The 19846-nt window shown below is 51.0% G+C and carries 6 protein-coding genes and 1 tRNA gene; 4 read left to right on the top strand and 3 right to left on the bottom strand.

Annotated elements, in window-relative coordinates; all coding sequences use genetic code 11:
• The first annotated feature begins 121 nt into the window (after positions 1-121).
• Entirely contained in the window at positions 122-1195 is a 1074-nt protein-coding gene (locus L7H18_04025; protein ID UMX47586.1) for a nucleoside monophosphate kinase, read from the top strand.
• Positions 1196-1524: 329 nt separating this feature from the next.
• On the opposite strand, the gene L7H18_04020 is transcribed toward L7H18_04025, so the two are convergent.
• The 3 genes from L7H18_04020 to L7H18_04010 all read right to left on the bottom strand — a co-directional run bounded on the left by L7H18_04020 (position 1525) and on the right by L7H18_04010 (position 4676).
• Positions 1525-4050: an HAD-IC family P-type ATPase gene (locus L7H18_04020; protein UMX47585.1), complete on the bottom strand. Its 2526-nt coding sequence runs from the start codon at positions 4048-4050 to the stop codon at positions 1525-1527.
• Positions 4051-4194: 144 nt separating this feature from the next.
• Positions 4195-4265: transfer RNA gene (locus L7H18_04015), tRNA-Pro, on the bottom strand.
• Between the two features lie 213 nt (positions 4266-4478).
• A complete protein-coding gene (locus tag L7H18_04010) occupies positions 4479-4676 on the bottom strand; it encodes a hypothetical protein (protein ID UMX47584.1) in 198 nt (65 codons plus the stop codon).
• Positions 4677-4871: 195 nt separating this feature from the next.
• On the opposite strand from L7H18_04010, the gene L7H18_04005 reads away from it, so the two are divergent.
• The 3 genes from L7H18_04005 to L7H18_03995 all read left to right on the top strand — a co-directional run bounded on the left by L7H18_04005 (position 4872) and on the right by L7H18_03995 (position 19797).
• On the top strand, positions 4872-5504 hold the full coding sequence (locus L7H18_04005) for a site-2 protease family protein (GenBank protein UMX47583.1): 633 nt from the start codon (positions 4872-4874) through the stop codon (positions 5502-5504).
• A gap of 245 nt (positions 5505-5749) precedes the next feature.
• The gene (locus tag L7H18_04000) at positions 5750-10255 is read left to right on the top strand and encodes a hypothetical protein (GenBank protein UMX47582.1); all 4506 of its coding nucleotides are present in this window, start codon (positions 5750-5752) and stop codon (positions 10253-10255) included.
• Positions 10240-19797, top strand: coding sequence for a tail fiber domain-containing protein (locus L7H18_03995; protein UMX47581.1), 9558 nt, complete (start codon positions 10240-10242; stop codon positions 19795-19797). The genes L7H18_04000 and L7H18_03995 overlap by 16 nt, the downstream gene beginning before the upstream one ends.
• Positions 19798-19846: the final 49 nt, after the last annotated feature.

The following is a 19846-nucleotide window of genomic DNA, read 5'->3' as shown; positions in this document are numbered from 1 at the left end:
GTAAAATGCAAAAATCAAAATGGAAAATGACAATTTAAAGTTGAAAAATGTTTAAATCGCGACATTTTAACATTTTGCATTGTCATTTTGATCTTTGGTTTTTTAATTTTTAACTAAATTCATGGATTTCCCAATATTCAAAACCAAAATGGAAGGCAAGGAGCAAAAATTCAATTTAACCGACGCCAAGGAGCGCAAGGATTATTTTTATTACAAGGCCGGGGAGGAAATCGAAAAGTTGAAGGAATATGTCAAGGATAACACTTTTATTGTTTATCTTTTGGGCAAAAAAAATTCCGGCAAAGGCACTTATTCCAAAATGCTGGCCGAATTGCTGGGCGCCGACAAACTTGAGCATTTTTCCGTGGGCGATATGATCCGCGCGATTTCCAAGGATATTCAAGATGAATCCAAGAAACGGGAAATTACCGAATACCTTAAGAAAAATTATCGCGGCTGGATCGCGGTGGAAAAATTGATCCCGGCCATTGAAGGCCGCGACACAAAAACGCTTTTGCCGACCGAATTGATCCTGGCCCTGATTAAAATGGAGATCGCCAAGAAATCAAAGAAAACGATTTTCATCGACGGATTTCCGCGCGATATGGACCAAGTGTCTTATTCGCTGTTTTTCCGCGAGCTTATCGGCGCCCGCGACGATGCGGATATTATGGCGTTTATCGATGTGCCGACCAATGTGATCGCCGGCCGCATCGCCGGCCGCCGGATTTGTCCGGCCTGCAACACATCGCGCAATTTAGGATTGTTGCCCACGGCTAATGTCGATTACGATGAAAAAACGGAAGAATTTTATTTGATTTGCGACAATCCGGCGTGTTCCGGTTTCGGCAAGCAAAAATTGGTGGCCAAGGAAGGCGACGAGTTGGGGATCGAGCCCATCCGCCAGCGTTTGGAGACCGACCAGAAATTAATGGAAAAAGCCATGGAATTGCACGGCCTCCCCAAAATGTTTTTGCGCAATGCCATACCGGTTGAAGCCGCCAAGGATTATGTCGACGACTATGAATTGACTTCGGGTTACACTTACGAGTGGGATGCCGCCAACAAGAAGGTGGTTGTCAAAGAAAGCCCCTGGACCGTGAAAGACGACGAAGGCCGCCTTTCCGTGAGCCTCCAAGCCCCGGCCGTGGCCGTCTCGCTGATCAAACAACTGGTGCAAACTCTTGGCCTTTAGGCTGTTGATAACTTTGTTTGACAGGGGATTGGGGCGGGGTATACTCATATCAACCCTGTAATAAAAGTTTTCCAACACAACATCCACGGGAGCTTGAAATGGTTCTTCGCCGTGGCGGAGGCCTTGGCACCCACCTATATTTGTGGAATTACTTTTTCACAGGGTTACTAAAGAATCCCGAGCTTGTCGAGGGATTTTTTAGTAACCCTGTCTTGGCGAAACATCGCCATAACGCGCCGCGTAATTTCAGAAATTTCTTTGAATCACGAAACGCTTTAAGGTATTTGAATTTAAAGTTTCGCAATTTAAAGGAGATTTATGAAAGCCTTTTAAGCTTTTGCCCGGTTTCTGTAATAAAGCAATTTTACCGCTTCGGAAACGGCGAAATACGCGAACACCAGCAAAAATATCCATCCCAGATGAGCCGGCGCCGGCGCGACGAATCGGAAGACTTCCTGTCCGAAAGCCGTATAGGGAAGGCCGACGGTCAGAATTAAAGTGGCGGCGCTCAAGGCGATTATCGGCGGCGAAGGGCGTTTTGCTTTCAAAAAATTTGTTGTGGTGCGGATGGAAAACAACAGCGCCAATTCCGTCAAAATACTGCCGATGAACCAATTGGTTCGCAGGATTTCCGGGGAGACGCGGTAAAAAGACGAGAAAAATATAAAGTCGAAAACCGTGCTGACCATACCCAGGATCATGGAAATGATGATAATTTCGTTGGTTTGATATTTTTTGGGCGCTTTGAGTTCATTTTCCTGAACCGTATCGGTGGAAATCGAGATCATCGGGGCGTCGGACAGCAAATTGACCAGCAGTATTTGGATCGGAAGCATTGGCAGGAAATCGACTATCAAGGAAGCGATAGCCACGGCGAAGAAATTTCCAAAATTGGATGCCAGCGTTGATTTTATGTATTTGGCGGTATTGGCAAATATTCGGCGGCCTTCTCTGATGCCTTCGATGACGACATTCAAATTCTTTTCCAACAAAATAATATCCGAGGCTTCGCGCGCGATATCGGAGGCGCTGTTGACCGCCATCGATACGCCGGCGATTTTCAACGCCGCGGCGTCATTGATGCCTTCTCCCAAGAAGCCGATCGTATGCGCGCCGCGCAACGCCTCAATGATCGCGAATTTTCCTTCGGGCGTGACGCGGGCGAACACGCGGTAATTTTCCAAAAAATAACGGCGTTTTTCGGCGTTTGCCCGGCGCCACTGCTCTTCGGTTATCACTTTTCCCGGCGTTTCGATCAAACCAATCTCGCAAGCGACCGCTCCGGCGACTTCGGGACTGTCGCCGGTTATAATGATTATCTTGACGCCGAGTTTTTCCGCTTGTTTGACGGTGGCAAACGAGCTTTTTTTGATCGGATCAACAAAGGAAATAACTCCGGCAAATATAAAATCGCGCCGGGAAAGCCGGCGGTCATAGTCGAAGTTTTTTTTGCCGCCGGTTTCGAATTCCCGGCAGGCAACGGCCAAAACCCGGCGGCCTTGTTTGCCCTGCCGGATTATCCATTCATTGATATTCTCTTTCTCGGTTTTCGCCAACCTTGCGCACGACGCGATAATCGCTTCCGAAGAGCCTCTTTTGATCAGAAAAATCTTGCCATCGACCGAAACCGCCGCCGAATTCAACCTTGATTCGGGATCGAAAGTATTTTCCGATATTTTAACCGCCGCTTTGATTTTATTTTTTTGTTCGATGGACAATCCTTTTTCCAGTGCGATGTCAAACGGTTCAATTCTCGATTCCAATTCAAATGAAGACGCCAGATTGGCCATCCATATTGTTTGATCGCGGTTTTGCGAATAAACATCGGCGATCGCCAGGCGGTTTTCCGTCAATGTGCCTGTTTTGTCGCTGCACAGGATTTCCATGCTTCCCAAATCTTCAATCGCGGACAGTCGCTTGACGATGACTTTTTTCTTTGCCAGCCGTTTGGCGCCTCGAGACAGGGAAAAGGTGGTTACCAGCGGCAGGGCTTCGGGAATGACGCTTACGGTCAAAGCCACCAAAAAAATTACCAGTTCAAAAATATCGATGCCGTCGCGGCTGATAAGCAAATGGGCGGAGAAAACCGCCAAAAGCGTTATTCCGACCAGTTTCAAAATGAATTGCGAAAAACGCCGGATGCCTTTTTCGAAATCGCTTTCTTTTATTGTTTCACCGGCCAGTTTGGCGATTTGGCCGAAAGCCGTATCCTCGCCCGTGGCGATTACTATGCCGCGCGCTTCGCCTTTAAGGATGTCGGTGCCCGAAAACGCCAAGTTGGCGGCTTGACCGTAAGAGGCAGGTTTTGTTTTCAGGGTTGTGGAATTTTTATGAACCGGAGCCGATTCGCCGGTCAAAATCGTTTCGTCAATAATCATATTGTCCGTTTCGATCAACCGCAAATCGGCCGGTACCCGGTTGCCGGTTTCAAGTATCACTATGTCTCCGGGAACCAAGGCATCGGCGGTTATTTGTTCCGTTTTTCCGTTTCTTAACACTTTAGCCCGGGGCAACGCGAATTTATTCAATAGCTGGGCGGTTTTTTCCGAGCTGAATTCTTGGTAGAATCCCAAACCGCCGTTGATCGCCAGAAAGATCAAGATCATCAGCGCGTCGACCCATTCGCCCAGGAAAAAGGTGATGGCTATGGCCGCGATCAAGAGATAAACGAACGCCGACTTGAATTGGCGGAAAAAAATATGCCACCCCGCGGTTTCTTTCAAGGCAATGTTGTTTTTGCCGTATTTTTTTCGCCGCCGCGCGACGGTTTGCGCGTCAAGGCCGTTTTTTAAATCGGCGCCCGATTTTGAAAGAATCTCATCCGTTGTTTTTGTCGAGTAAGAAAAAATATCCATTAAATCAAGTATATTGAATTTTTTCCGCGCCTTCAAACGCCCAATCAACGGTTTTGGGAAAACAACAAAAAATCCGGCGAAGCCGGACTTCGCCGGCGCCGCGCCAGTCTTTAAAATTCTTTCAAATGCGGCTCGTTTTGTTTGTCGGGCTGCCGGGAATTGAACCCGGATCGTACCCACCCCAAGGGCACATACTGCCGTTGTAATACAACCCGATTCCTGAAAACAATCTTCAATTTTCAATTTTCAAAAAATATCCAATGTTCCAATTTTCAAACAAAATGCCGCATTGTGTTTCGTTTGGTTCATCGATACATTGAAAATTCAATGAAAATTAGAAATTGAAAATTGAAAATTAACTCAACTGATTACATAACAAACCCGCTTTGTAACGGGTTTGCAATCAACACCGAATAAACCTCGTGGTTTTACTTGGCGTTGGTTTTGTTCAATGCTTTGATGCATTTGGCGCAAGCGGTTACTTTTTCCCCGGTGGGCAAAGTTGTCGATTGCAAATTGGGATATTGTTTTCTTTTGGCGGTGGGGTTGAACTTGGTTGCCCTCAAGCGGACGCGCGACCAGGTCATCATTCCTTGTTTTCCGCACAATGCGCAAATTTTTGACATGGATATTTTGTTAACAAAGCAATTATATGCTATTTATCGGAAATTGGCAAGACTTGGCGCTTGTGCTAATATACAAGCGAATAAATTTCTAATTTCTAATTCATAATTTCTATTAAATTTCTAATCTTTATTTGAATTTATTTGAAAATTCAATGAAAATTAGAAATTGAAAATTGAAAATTATTCGGGGATTCCATGGCTGAAATTTTAATTTTAATCTTTTCAATTATCGCGCTGATTTTTTCGGTGGTTATCCACGAGGTGGCGCACGGCGCGGTGGCAAATTCGCTGGGCGATCCCACGGCAAAATACGCCGGCCGTTTAACTTTAAATCCGTTGAAGCATTTTGATTGGGTCGGGTCGTTTTTTTTGCCTTTGCTGTTGACCTTGCTGCGGTCGCCGTTCATTTTCGGATGGGCCAAGCCCGTGCCGATCAATCCTTATAATTTCCGCGACCAAAAATACGGCCAAGTCAAGGTGGCGGTCGCGGGCGTGGCCGCGAATTTCGCTCTGGCGGCGATTTTCGGTTTGATATTAAGGTTTTGGCCGGTAATTTTGGACCCGGTGAGCGCCGGTTTTTACACTTTGGCGCAGTCGGTGGTGATCATTAATTTGGGGTTGGCGGTTTTCAACCTCATTCCGATTCCGCCGCTGGACGGCTCGCATATTTTGTTCGCGTTTTTGCCGCCGTCGCAAACGGATTTCAAAATCTTTTTGCAGAAATACGGACCGGTTTTTTTGTTGGTGTTTATATTTTTCTTTTTGCCCGTTATCTGGCCGATTATCGCGTTTTTATATCAGATAATCACCGGAGTCGCGTTGGAATAATTGCGCCGCAATCGTTCGCCGGGATGCGCGTTTTGTTAATCAAAAGGGTCCGACCCTTTTAAAAAGGGTCGGACCCTTTTGGCCTTTTTGATTACAGGGGTCGCGGGAGGTTGTTTTGCCGGTAACGGCTCGGCGGTGAAAAGCGTTTGTTTTTCCGCTTTAAAATCGCCGGTTATCCACAGTGGCGCGCGCGGCGTATTTAGAGTATAATTTAAGATAAGGAAAGTTGTGCTTGGAAATGGGTTATGGAGAGAAAGCCAAATAATCAAAAACCGCAAATTTTCACGAAAATTGCGTTCGCATTTTTGGTATTTTTGTGTTGCGCGGGCGCGTATCAAATCGTTTGGGCCGCGGTTGAATTTTATCCGTCCGATTCCTTGCGGGACCGCGCTTTTGGTTTTGCCGATTTTTTCCGGGATGCCGCGCAAATGGCGCCGCGCCAGTTTGTCCAAGGAATTGCCGCGGTTGAAAACGAGGTGTTTCCCGCCGCGCTGGAGTTTGTTTCGGACGCGAAATCAGCCGCGGTTGATTTTGCTCAAAATTTCGCGGTAAAAACAGAAAATAACGCGACCGCCGTTGCCGTTGCCGCGGGCGGCCTTGTTGAAAATTCGGCCAAACAAACCGCGGGGTTGGGCGAAACCGCGGCGCGGTCTTTGGCGCGCGGCGTTCATTCGACCGGAAGCGGAGTTTCCGCGGCCGGAAGCGCCGCGGCCGGATCTTTGCAAAACGGGCTTTATTCCACTAAAAATTTGGCGCAGGCGGGGCAAGCGTCGTTGTCCTCATTTTTCGACGGAATCAAAAACCATATTCGCGACACGGCGCGCCGCTGGCTGGGAATAGAAGATTCTCCGGGCAATGATCAATTGTCGATGAATGGCCAAATTTCCAACGATCAAGAATTTTTGGAAGATGATCAGAGGGTTAGACCCTCTGAAAATCAGCCGGCGCCAATCGTCCAAAACATTTATCCGGAAAAAGAAATACAGACTAAGGAAGTGCAAACCAAGGAGATTCAAACCATTCATACCAAAGAAATACAAACTCAAGTCAATACCGTTGTCGCCGATGAGGGCACCAAAGCGCGAGTTAATCAAATTCTGCGCCAGATGGATTCGGACCGGCCCAATTATTCGCTGGGACAGAGTTACAATCCGCCGGATAATTTGGGCGCCAACACTTTGGATATCGGCGGCGGCAGTTTCACGGTGAACCGCCATGGCGCGATCACCGGCGGTTCGCTGGATATCGGGAGCGGCAATTTCACGGTTAGCGCCGGCGGCGACGCGGTCGTGCGCGGCAATTTCACGGTGTCCGGCAGCCAGACCTATTCGGGCGCGGCGGCTTTTTCGGCGACCACCACGGCCGCGGTATTGTCCGTGATCCAAGGCGGATCGGGGGTTGCTTTGCAAGCCGACAACATCGCCATCAAGTCTTCCACCATTTCCACCCGCGATGCCGACACGAATTTGCTCGTCAATCCCAACGGCACGGGCGCGGTGCAATTTCATACCGATACCAACTATATTGATTCAACCGGCAATCTGGTATTGGACGGCGACATCACTTTGACGAGCGGCGGCACATTCTACACCACCGACAACGGCAATCTGGTTTTCGCGCCCAACGGCACCGGCAATCTGGTGGTGGGCGATACGGACAACGCCGCCAGCATCGTTCCGTTCGTTGATTCAACATTGGGTTATGATTTGGGAAGCTCGTCTCAAAGATGGTATGACATCTACGCCGCGGGCAAGCTGGATGTGGCGTCCACGACTTTGGAAAGCGGCCAACTGTCGTTTGTCGATGCCGGCCGGATTACCACGGGCGCGAGCAAAGATTTAATTTTGCAAGCCGGCGCGGGCGGAAAAACTCAAATTACCGACGGCACGACCACGGTGGATATCGCCGATGGGACGCAAGCATTATACGCGGTGAACGGCGCCACCGCGGCCAAACTGGCCGATGGGACATACGCGGTTGACGCGACCGGCGACATCCGGTTGTCCGGCGACATCACGGTTTCCGGCGGCCGGCTGAATTTCGGCGCCGGCGCGGAATCGATCGACAATGAAACCGCGAATCTTTTGAAACTCACCACCGGCGGCGGCGCCCGGGTGGTTCTTGGCGATGACGCCGGCACCTACCAATTCCAGATCGCGGATTCGGGGGGTAATGTGGTGTCTTCGATTGATTCCGACGGCAAAGCGGTGCTGGCCGGAATATCATCTTCAGGGGATATTTCTCCGGCAACCGATTTGGGCGCGAGTTTGGGCGACGCCGCGCACCGCTTCAACGATATCTATGTCGCCAACATCAACACTTCCGGAATGTCAACTTCGGGGCAGGCGGTGTTCACTTACCAGCCGCTGTCGACCGATTTTGCCCAATCCAGCGTTTTGATAAATCCTTCCAGCGCCATTGCCGGCGCGCCGCTTTTGGGCGTTGGCGTCGCCGGAGTTCAGAAGTTTTTCGTTGACCGCGACGGCAATGGCTATTTCGCCGGCAATGTGGGGATTGGCACGAGCAGTCCGAAGACGATTCTCAACCTTAAGGGAAAATCATTTTCCACTCTTACCGGCACGGTGGCGATAGGGACCGGGCAAGCGTTGGTGACGGGAACCGGAACATTGTTCACCAGCGAATTGGAGGAAGGGGACGCGATTAAAATCGGGACGGAAACATTCGGAGTTGCTTCAATTACCGACGATACCCATCTTTATATTTCCGGCAGATATTTGGGGGAAACCGCTTCCGGCCTGACCGCTTATTTTGACAGCGCGGATTTGTTTGTGGCTGACGACGGCGAAGACAACGAAAGATTCAAGATCACGAGCGGCGGCGAGCTTCAAGTCGCTTCCAGAGGAAAATTCGGATCAAAAAATTCCAACGGATATCTCAATTTATATTTTTGGACGCAGAGTAATTATGCCAATGGTCTTAACACATATAAACGAGGGAACCCAAGCGATATAGATGGCGCGGCGCTTACCGGCGCGGAGCTGGGTTATCATAATTTCTACGGCTGGGATGGTTCCGCTTACGGCCGGGGCGCGTTTGCCATTGCCAAAACTACTGAAGATTGGACTGCCGCCGGCCATGGAACTTCGTATAATATTTACACCACTCCAAGCGGATCAACCGCAAATACTTCCAGATTATTTATTGGCGATGACGGCAGTATCGGCATTGGGGGGATTTCAACAAAATTATCAAGATTGACGGCTAAAGCTCCCGCCGGTTTTAACGCTTCCGGAACGGTGGCGACCAGCGCGGGCTCCGCTATTGTTGCCGGAACGAGTTCATATTTTACAACGCAAGTTGGTATCGGAGACAACATTACCGTTGGTGGAGAAACCAAAACCGTTGTTTCGATAGCAAGCAATTCGTCGTTAACGGTGGATTCTGTTTTTTCAAACGATAACGCCGGCGCCGCGATGGCGGTCGCCAAAAGCATTTTCAGATTGGATAATTCGGCCAATGCCGTGAAATTTATCGTATCAAATTCCGGCAATGTCGGGATCGGGACGACGAGTCCGGCGGAGTTGCTGGATGTGAACGGGCGGTTGCGGTTGGCGCAGACCACCGCGCCGGAAACGATTGCCGACAAGCTCTATAATGTTTCGGGCAATTTGGTTTGGAACGGCGTGAATCTCACCGCGGGCGGCGCCCTGCCTTCGGGCGCGGAAGGCCAACTGCTCTACAACAACAATGGCGCGTGGACCGCGTTCTCCGGAATGTATTGGGATGATACCAACTCGCGCCTGGGCATTGGCACGACCAGTCCCGGGTATGCGCTGGATGTGAACGGCGGTTTCCGCGTCGGGAACGCCACTTCAACCGCGGGCATTGTGTTTGACCCGAGCACCGGCAATGTGGGCATCGGGACGACGGAACCCTCTTCAAAGTTAAATGTGCTTGGTATTACTACTTTGCAATCTGGAAGCGCTACCGGTGGCATTTTAATTGGGGCGGATTTGAATACGACTACTTTATCGGCAAATGTTAGAAAACTTGGGCGTATTGCAATTCCTTCTTATGACAATACTTACAATATTTCCGTTTTATCCGCTGATAGTCGCGATGCGTCAAGAGATGAACTTTATTTTGGTGGTACGGTGGGTGGGTCGCTTCCAGCTCCGACTTTGATTTCTTTTGTCACTACGCCAACGATAGGTGTTGCGGCAGGCAATGCTGAGCGTATGAGAATTAATAGTGCCGGCAATGTCGGCATCGGCACGACGAGTCCGGGATACACGCTGGATGTGAACGGCGGGTTTCGCGTCGGGAACGCCACTTCAACCGCGGGCATTGTGTTTGACCCAAGCACCGGCAATGTCGGCATCGGCACGACGGCGCCTTCTGTGAAATTAGATGTTGCTGGTACGATAAGTTCTAATGCTTATATAGTAACTAATGATCTGGTGATGAGCGGAACGAACAGGGGGGTTTATATGACCAATTTTAATAGAGCTAAATATAGCTTTGGTTCTGCCACCGCCACCGGTGCCTATCCTTTAACTCTGTCATCTGGCAATGCGGCAACCCATACTGATGGCTATATTACTTTAAGCACCGCCGGCAATGAACGGGTGCGTGTTGATAGCACCGGCAATGTGGGCATCGGCACGACGAGTCCGGCGGAGCTGTTGGATGTGAACGGGCGGTTGCGGTTGGCGCAGACCACCGCGCCGGAAACGATTGCCGACAAGCTCTACAATGTTTCGGGCAATTTGGTTTGGAACGGCGTGTGAACGGGCGGTTGCGGTTGGCGCAGACCACCGCGCCGGAAACGATTGCCGACAAGCTCTACAATGTTTCGGGCAATTTGGTTTGGAACGGCGTTAATCTCACCGCGGGCGGCGCTTTGCCTTCGGGCGCGGAGGGTCAACTGCTCTACAACAACGCCGGCGCGTGGACCGCGTTTGACGGAATGTATTGGGACGATGCCACCAGCCGTCTGGGGATTGGGACGACGACGCCGAATTACAAGTTTAATGTTGCCGGGGCAAATTCCAGCACGGATGTGGGCGACGCGAGTTTGCTGGGGATCGTGAATACCGATACCACCGCCAACAATACCATTGGCCTTGCTTTCGGGCAGGCGAATTTAAGCGGCGCGGTGCAAACCGTCGCCGGCATTGATTTGGTGGGCGTGAGCCATGCGGATGGAGCGCAAAGCGGCGCGCTGGCGTTTTCAACAAGGAACGCGGGAAGCTGGGCCGAACGCCTGCGCATTGATCCTTCCGGCAATGTGGGTATCGGCACGGCCGCGCCGAACAGCTATCCGGGCGCACCCCTAAGCCTGTTGCATGTTAACGGCCAAAACCAAGTTACCGATTCATGGGGAACCGCGTTGTTAACTTCCAACGGCGCCATGGGTATCAATAAAGGCGGTTCGTTAACTATGGGTGGATCTTATTTTGGGACTACTCTGGCCGGTTTCGGCGCGATTGCGGGCCGCAAGGAAAACTCTACATCCGGCAATCCGGCAGGTTATCTCCAATTATCTTATGGCAATTCTTCTGGAAGTTTGGTGGAGGGAATGAGAATTGATAGCACTGGCAATGTGGGCATCGGCACGACGAGCCCGTCTTCGAGATTGCATGTGGTCGGGGCGGATACTTCCACCTCAACCGTCGCGCAGATCGGGGGTTCGTCCGGAACAGGCTTGGTGGTTTTGAACAATGGCAATGTTGGTGTTGGAACAACTGCGCCACAACGCCCATTCCATGCGGTTTTAACTTCAGGCACTATTCCGACTCTTGGAAGTCAAGTTGGTATATTCCAAAGTAATGCTACAGCTGATTCTAATTCTATATTTGCAATACTTGCAGGTGAAGGTTCTAGCGCTGGGACGGCTGGTGTTGCGGGTATTCAATTTGGTGACAAAGATGTCATAGCAAGAGGAAATATATTTTATTATAATCTTGATGACAGAATGTACCTTGGGACGGCGGGTTCATTATCTTCAGGTGTAACTATCAATAGTGCCGGCAATGTGGGGATTGGCACGACGAGTCCGGTGGAGTTGTTGGATGTGAATGGGCGGTTGCGGTTGGCGCAGACCACCGCGCCGGAAACGATTGCCGACAAGCTCTACAATGTTTCGGGCAACCTCTTATGGAACGGCGTTAACCTCACCGCGGGCGGCGCCCTGCCTTCGGGCGCGGAAGGCCAACTGCTCTACAACAACGCCGGCGCGTGGACCGCGTTCTCCGGCCTGCATTGGGATGATACCAACAGCCGGTTAGGTATCGGCACGACGAGTCCGGGGTATGCGCTTGATGTTAGTGGAACAACAAACTCCTCTAATTATAGAGTCAATGGAAATTATGTTCTTTCGGCATCAGGGTCAGCCATAGCTGTTGGTACTACAGCGGCAAAAGATTTGAGCCTTTATGCTGGAGCGGCAGATAGGTTATATATCCAAAATAGTAGCGGTAATGTGGGCATTAGTACGGCCAGCCCGGGATACACTTTGGATGTGAACGGCGGGTTCCGGGCGGGCAATGCCACTTCAACCGCGGGCATTGTGTTTGACCCGAGCACCGGCAATGTGGGCATCGGGACAGCGAGTCCGGCGGAAAAGCTTGATGTTGCCGGAAACATGGCTATATCAGGCAATATCGTACCGTCGGCCGATGACACTTATTCCCTTGGCTCCCCAACAAATTTTTGGGAAAGCATATATGTCGGACCGGGCTCTATTTATGTGGATGGGCAAAAAGTATTGCAAACCGATTTGGCCGACAGTGTTGTGGTTTCGGCCGATATCGACCAAAATTTAATTTTACAAACTACCGGTGACGGAGATATCGAACTTAATCCGACGCCGTCCGGCGGGGGGCAGATTCGTCTTAAAGGCAATATTATTCTTACGGGAGAAAAGACATTTAGAACTACCGATAATTCGCCGGTGATTTTATCGGACGGAATTTCAACGCCAAGCATTACAACCACGGTTTTAAATGGCGGTATTGCCATTACGCCCAACGGAACCGGAAATACATATGTTACCGCCGGTTATTTCGGGGTTGGAACAACCAGTCCGGCGGAGCTGTTGGATGTGAACGGGCGGTTGCGCTTGGCGCAGACCACCGCGCCCGCGGATATCGCCAACAAGCTCTACAATGTTTCGGGCAATTTGGTTTGGAACGGCGTCAATCTTACCGCGGGCGGCACTTTGCCCGTCGGTACCGAAGGCCAACTGCTCTACAACAACAACGGCGCGTGGACCGCGTTTAACGGAATGTATTGGGATGACGAAAACAGCCGGCTGGGCATCGGCACGACAACGCCAAGCCAAGCGTTGGATGTCGCTGGGACTATAAGAACAACGGGAAGTGTTTATACAAACTCTGGGAGCGGTGTTTTAACAAATCTCAAAGTTGGAAATCTTGCGGCGAATGGTTATTTTTCTCTTGTGTCAAACAATACGGAACAGGTGCGCATTGACAGTTCCGGCAATGTGGGGATCGGCACGACCAGTCCCGGATACACATTGGATGTGAACGGCACATTTAACGCCAGTGCCACTTCCACCTTCGCGGGAAGAGTGGGTATCGGGACGACGACGCCGGTCACAGCTTTACAGGTAGTCGGAGATGTTAGAGTGGGGGGTAGTACGAATAAAGTGTATTACAACACAGTAAATACTTATATTGGCAGTGATGTAAATAATGAATTGACTGCGCAAGGTTATAATAAATTGAGCCTTAAAACACATAGTTCAGCAACAGACGGATATATAAGTTTCTTGCCTAAGGGGGTGGAACAAGTACGAATCGATAGTACGGGCAATGTCGGTATCGGGACGATTGCGCCGGGATACACGCTGGATGTGAACGGAGGGTTCCGTGTCGGGAATGCCACCTCAACCGCGGGCATTGTGTTTGACCCGAGCACCGGCAATGTAGGTATCGGGACGACCGCGCCGGGATACACGCTGGATGTGAACGGCACATTTAACGCCAGCGCCACTTCCACCTTCGCGGGAAGAGTGGGCATCGGCACGACGGCACCGACACGTGAATTAGATGTAGTGGGAGCTATTATGGCTTCTGCCGCTGTTTATGCTACGGGAGGTGGTGCCTACTTAAATTCATCTGGCGTTATGGGGATAGGTTCTAATGGTTTTCAAGTTGGGAGCACATATGCTTCGGGTGATTTTAAATTGTATGCTGGTAATACAGAATGGATGAGAATTTCAAGTACCGGCAATGTGGGCATTGGCACGACGGGACCCCTTGGTAGGCTTGATTCTCACGCTACGGTGACCAGTGGCGCGAGCGGTTCAAGTATTGTTGCGAGCGATGATACGGCTTACGCCGCTGGTGTTGGCGGGATGATTACTTTTACTGGAAAATATACTAGCGGCGGGTCTTTCTTGGACGGCGCTCCTTATATTAGAGGATACAAAGTTAACGCGACAGATGGAGATTATAGTTTTGGTTTGAAATTTGGCACACGAAACAACGGTGAAAGTGCTGCGACAAGAATGACCATAGATAATCTCGGTAATGTCGGCATCGGCACGACGAGTCCGGCGGAGTTGCTGGATGTGAACGGGCGGTTGCGGTTGGCGCAGACCACCGCGCCGGAAACGATTGCCGACAAGCTCTACAATGTTTCGGGCAATTTGGTTTGGAACGGCGTCAATCTCACCGCGGGCGGCGCCCTGCCTTCGGGCGCGGAAGGCCAACTGCTCTACAACAACGCCGGCGCGTGGACCGCGTTCTCCGGCCTGCATTGGGATGATACCAACAGCCGGCTAGGTATTGGTACGACGAGTCCGGAGTATACATTGCAGGTCGGTACCGGGTTCGCTGCAGGTGCTACGGGGAGCATAAATGTGGTGGGCGCTATAACGGCAAAGACTTCGTCGCTGGGGGGTTTTGCTGGTGCGCAACTTTTAACTGGCCAATTACAGCTTGGTTCGGGGTCAGCATTGGCTGATGTAATAATCGCTCGTCAGTCTAATGGAGACCTTTCTTTTTCGGCCAGTAGCACCGAAGCAATGCGAATTTCGAGTGCCGGCAATGTCGGCATCGGGACGACGAGTCCGGGGAACCCACTTGAGGTTGTTAGAGGTGCTGCGGGTGCAGAAACGACTATTCTCCAGTTGCGTTCTAACTTTGCAACAGCGAATACAGCCACGACTCTGAAATTTACTAACAGCGCCACAACTGGTGCGGGTTACGGTTCTTCCGAGCTAACTTCATTAAGAGAGTCTGGTGGCGGAACTGTATTTATGTTGAAGACTGGGAAAACTGATGGCTCAATGAGTGAAAGGTTAAGAATAGATAATAGCGGAAATGTTGGCATTGGGACGACCAGTCCGGCGGAAATGTTGGATGTGAACGGGCGGTTGCGGTTGGCGCAGACCACCGCGCCGGAAACGATTGTCGACAGGCTCTACAATGTTTCGGGCAATTTGGTTTGGAACGGCGTCAATCTTACCGCGGGCGGCGCTTTGCCTTCGGGCGCGGAAGGCCAACTGCTCTACAACAACGCCGGCGCGTGGACCGCGTTTTCCGGCTTGTATTGGGATGATACCAACTCGCGCCTGGGCATCGGCACGACGGAACCGTTAGGTCAACTTCATGTAGTTAATAATGGTACCACCGCGCAAATCGGGGTTGATACATACAGCAATATCGCCTCAGCTGGATCGCAATTTTTTTTCCGCCGTTATGGAGGTACTGTTTCAGAACCTTTGGCTTTGAGCACTGGGGACAGAATGGGGTTCTTTGGCTGGGGCGGTTGGGATGGCACAGCGTTGGCTAATAACGCAGGGATATTTGGTTATGCCGCCGAATCATTTACTACCAGCGCTCACGGGGTATATATTGGTTTTGAAACCACAGCTTTGGGAAGCACATCAAGGACGGAGAAATTGCGATTAAATTCTACGGGTGGTCTTTCTTTGGGTAATGGTTATGTTGGTACTGATCCGGGGGCAGGGTCAATGATAATTCAGGGCAATGTGGGTATCGGGATCACGAGTCCTGCCGCAACGCTTCATGTGGCAGCTCCTAGTACTACAGCTGCTTCTTTAACTTGGGGTGCGACTGCTGGAACTATATTTAGATCAGAGGGATCTGAACTAGCCATGGGGTTGTTAAATGCCAGCCCTTACCCTTATTGGATACAAGCGCGCACCAGCGGTAATACTACTCGGGATATTGCCTTACAACCATTAGGCGGCAATGTCGGCATTGGGACGACGACGCCGGGATCAACGCTACATGTTAATAATACCGCCGTAACAGATACAACGCTTTTAACTTTGGAATCCGATATTAATAATGTAGGTGAGTATAATCAATTGTTATTTAAAGTTGTTAATGGCTTTTCTTATGGGGCGATTAGGAATTATATTAGCGCGAGCGGAAAGGGATCACTGGCATTTTTTGGTGGGGGTGATTCGGGTATAACAAGCGAAATTGTAAGAATGGACGGAAGCACCGGTAATGTCGGCATCGGCACGACGAGTCCGGCGGAGTTGCTGGATGTGAATGGGCGCCTGCGCTTGGCGCAAACCACCGCGCCGGCAACGACAACCGACAAGCTCTACAATGTTTCGGGCAATTTGGTTTGGAACGGGGTTAATCTCACCGCGGGCGGCGCCCTGCCTTCGGGCGCGGAAGGCCAACTGCTCTACAACAACGCCGGCGCGTGGACCGCGTTTGATGGAATGTATTGGGATAATGCCACCAACAGGCTGGGCATCGGCACGACCGCGCCGGGGGACAAGTTGGATGTTGCCGCGGGGAATTTGGATTTGGATAACACTACCAATACCAACCAGTTCGGGATGATCACCAAAAACGGTGCAATATTTTTGCACAATTTTGAGTATGGCAATAATGGAATAGTTACGCCCAGCGGCGATAATCTTTTTTTGGGGTCAGGTGCCGGTAATTTAACGACAGGGAGCACCGCGTCGAATGTTAATCAGTCATCTTTTCTTGTTGGTATAGGAAGCAGTTCTCTTAGGGATAATACTACCGGTTATAATAACATTGCCGTCGGACGCTATTCCCTTCGCTATAATACTTCGGGATATTATAATACTGCGCTTGGAACCAACTCCTTGCTAAACAACACTACTGGCGCGTATAATTCGGCTTTTGGCAATAATGCCGGCAGATATATTTCCGATGGTTCTGATAATAATAAAACATCTGGTTATTCAATTTACTTGGGAACAAACACTAAAGCGTTGGCCGATGGCGATACTAATGAAATTGTTATTGGTTATAATGCTACGGGAGCCGGTTCTGACAGCGTAGTGCTGGGTAATGATTCAATCACTAAAACAATATTGAAAGGCAATATTGGCATCGGCACGACAACGCCGGCGGAGTTGTTGGATGTGAACGGGCGGTTGCGGTTGGCGCAGACCACCGCGCCGGAAACGATTGTCGACAGGCTCTACAATGTTTCGGGCAATTTGGTTTGGAACGGCGTCAATCTTACCGCGGGCGGCGCTCTGCCTTCGGGCGCGGAAGGCCAACTGCTCTACAACAACGCCGGCGCGTGGACCGCGTTTGACGGAATGTATTGGGATGATACCAACAGCCGCCTGGGCATCGGCACGACAACGCCGAATTACAAGTTTAATGTTGCCGGGGCAAATTCCAGCACGGATATCGGCGACGCGAGTTTGCTGGGGATCGTGAATACCGATACCACCGCCAACAATACCATCGGTCTTGCTTTCGGGCAGGCGAATTTAAGCGGCGCGGTGCAAACCGTTGCCGGCATTGATTTGGTGGGCGTGAGCCATGCGGATGGAGCGCAAAGCGGCGCGCTGGCATTCGCGACAAGAAACGCGGGAAGCTGGGACGAACGCCTGCGCATTGATTCTTCCGGCAATGTCGGGATTGGGACGACGAGTCCAGTGCAGAAACTTGATGTAGTAGGAACTATATATTCACGCGCGGCAACAACTATTGGCCAAACAGTTGAACAGATTCGTATGGGAAGATCGGACTCCGATGTTCGCTATAATTCAATCTATTCAAACGGTCTTCAGGGCGGTGGAGGTGCGGCAAATAATATGCAATTTAGGGTACATGATGGAGGTGTTGCGCCTTTTACTGGGCAAACAACGGTAATGACTCTTTTAGGTAACGGCAATGTCGGCATCGGCACGACGAGTCCGGCGGCGGGGTATAAGTTGGATGTGGCCGGGAATATCAATTCGGCGCAGACGGTTAATCAGGAAACCTATCCGTCGATTAACGCGTCGCAAACCGCGTCTGATTTGCAGGACGGTTCGGCGTTCACCGGCACGGACGCGACAATGGCGACAATGTATCAGGCGGTGCAATTTACCGCCAGCGACGCGCACACAATGGGTGATTTCACCGTCAGGGTTAAGGAAAGCGCGGATATTACCAATACCACGGCAACTCTCACCGGCTACATTTACGCCGATGACGGCGGTTCGCCGTCAAAACCAACCGGGGCCGCGCTGGCGACAGGCAATAGCGTTAAATTCGGCACGCTCACAACAAGTTATCAAATCTTGTCGATGGGCACGAGCTACACGATGGTAAGCGGGACAAAATACTGGCTGGTGTTGAAATATAGCGCCGCGCCGACGGGCGGGAACATTATTTTGGATTCGGATGCGTCGTCAAATATGGGCGCGACTTCTGCCGACGGCGCCAGCTGGACGAATACCGATGTTCGCCTGCGCTATGTGATTCGGGGAAGAACCTATTACGCGGGTAATTTCTTTTCCACGAACAGCTATGGTGTCCGTGGCGGTTCCACGAACAGCTTTGGCGTTTACGGCAATTCCACGAACAGCTATGGCATTTATGGCAGTTCTACGAACAACTATGGCATTTATGGCCTTTCCGCGAACAATGTTGGTGTTTACGGCGGTTCCACGAATGGCTATGGCGTTTACGGCAATTCCACGAACAGCTTTGGTGTTTACGGCGGTTCCACGAATGGCATTGCCGGGTATCTGTCCATCAATCCCGCTACCACCGATACCGTGGCGGAGGTTTTGCGCTTGCGGCGGCAAACTTCGGGCACGGCGGCGGACGGCATTGGCGGGTTAATTAATTTTTACGCCGAAGACAGCGCGGGGACGGATGAGCTCACGGGCCGGATTGGCAATCTTTTGACCACGGCAACATCGGGGAGTGAAACATCGGCATTGACTTTCTGGACCAGAACGGGCGGGGCGGCGATTGCCGAACGCCTGCGCATCGACGGGGCCGGCAATGTGGGGATTGGGACGCTTGCCGGCGAGGGCAATCGCGCGGTGTATTCGGATGCCGACGGCGTATTGACCAATTCATCGTCGGATATCCGGCTGAAAATCAATATCGGATCGATTGCCGACGAGATGGATGTGATCGGAAATTTGAGCAAACTGCGCGGCATTTATTATAACTGGGACACTTCTCTGGACGCGGCCAAGAATCTTGGTGCCCAGCGCGAGATCGGTATGATCGCGCAGGAAGTGCAGGCGGTGATGCCCGAACTTGTCGGCCAAAACGCCAGCGGCTATCTGTCGCTTGATTATCCCAAATTCACCGCCTATCTGTTGGAAGTGGCCAAAGCCCAGCAATCGCGGATTGACAATATAAGTTTGCAGTTGACCGAACAAGGGTTGATAAATTCCACCACGACTGTTGATTCGGCGGAAGAATCCGAAAACAGTTTGCTGGCCAAGGTGAGAAATATCTTGGAATCTTTGGGGCTGGCGATTTATGATGGCGCGGCCAGCTTGCGAAGGGTGGTGGTGGAAACTTTCAGCGCCAAGACCGCGCGGGTCGAGCAATTGGAAATGGTGGATAAAGCGACCGGAGAAGTCTATTGCACTTGGATCGAGAATGGCGTTTGGGAAAAAACCGAGGGGGCTTGCGGCGACGAACCGGCCCAAAATACGGGATCAAGCGAATCGCCGGAGACAGGTTCCGCCGCCGGAAATTTGGAAAATAACAATGGCCAATCTTCAAACGAAGGCGATCCTGCGCCCGCTGGCGATTCTGTCGAGAACACGGGGTCTTCCGATAGCGCCGATGACGAGGAAGGCGCGGCGGAAGACGAAAATGACAAAAGCGATGCGGCAAGCGAAGCGGCGCAAGAAACGATTGATCCCGCCGCGGACGGCGAAGAGTTGGAAGAGGAGGAAACCGCGGACGATACAGTTTCGGAAGAAGTATCTGGAGAAGAAGTATCTGGAGAAGAAGTATCCGAAGAAGAAATATCCGAATCTGTCGGAGGGAGCGAAGATGTCTCCGAAAGCGGGGAAAGCCTTTAACGCGATTTCGAAGGTTTCAAAGGTCTAACCTTCGCGCCACAAAATTAAA

Source organism: Candidatus Nealsonbacteria bacterium DGGOD1a (assembly GCA_022530585.1).
GTDB lineage: Bacteria > Patescibacteriota > Minisyncoccia > Minisyncoccales > UBA5738 > UBA5738.
Note: the sequence above shows the minus strand (reverse complement) of the source record. Positions and strands in the feature narration are given on the sequence as shown.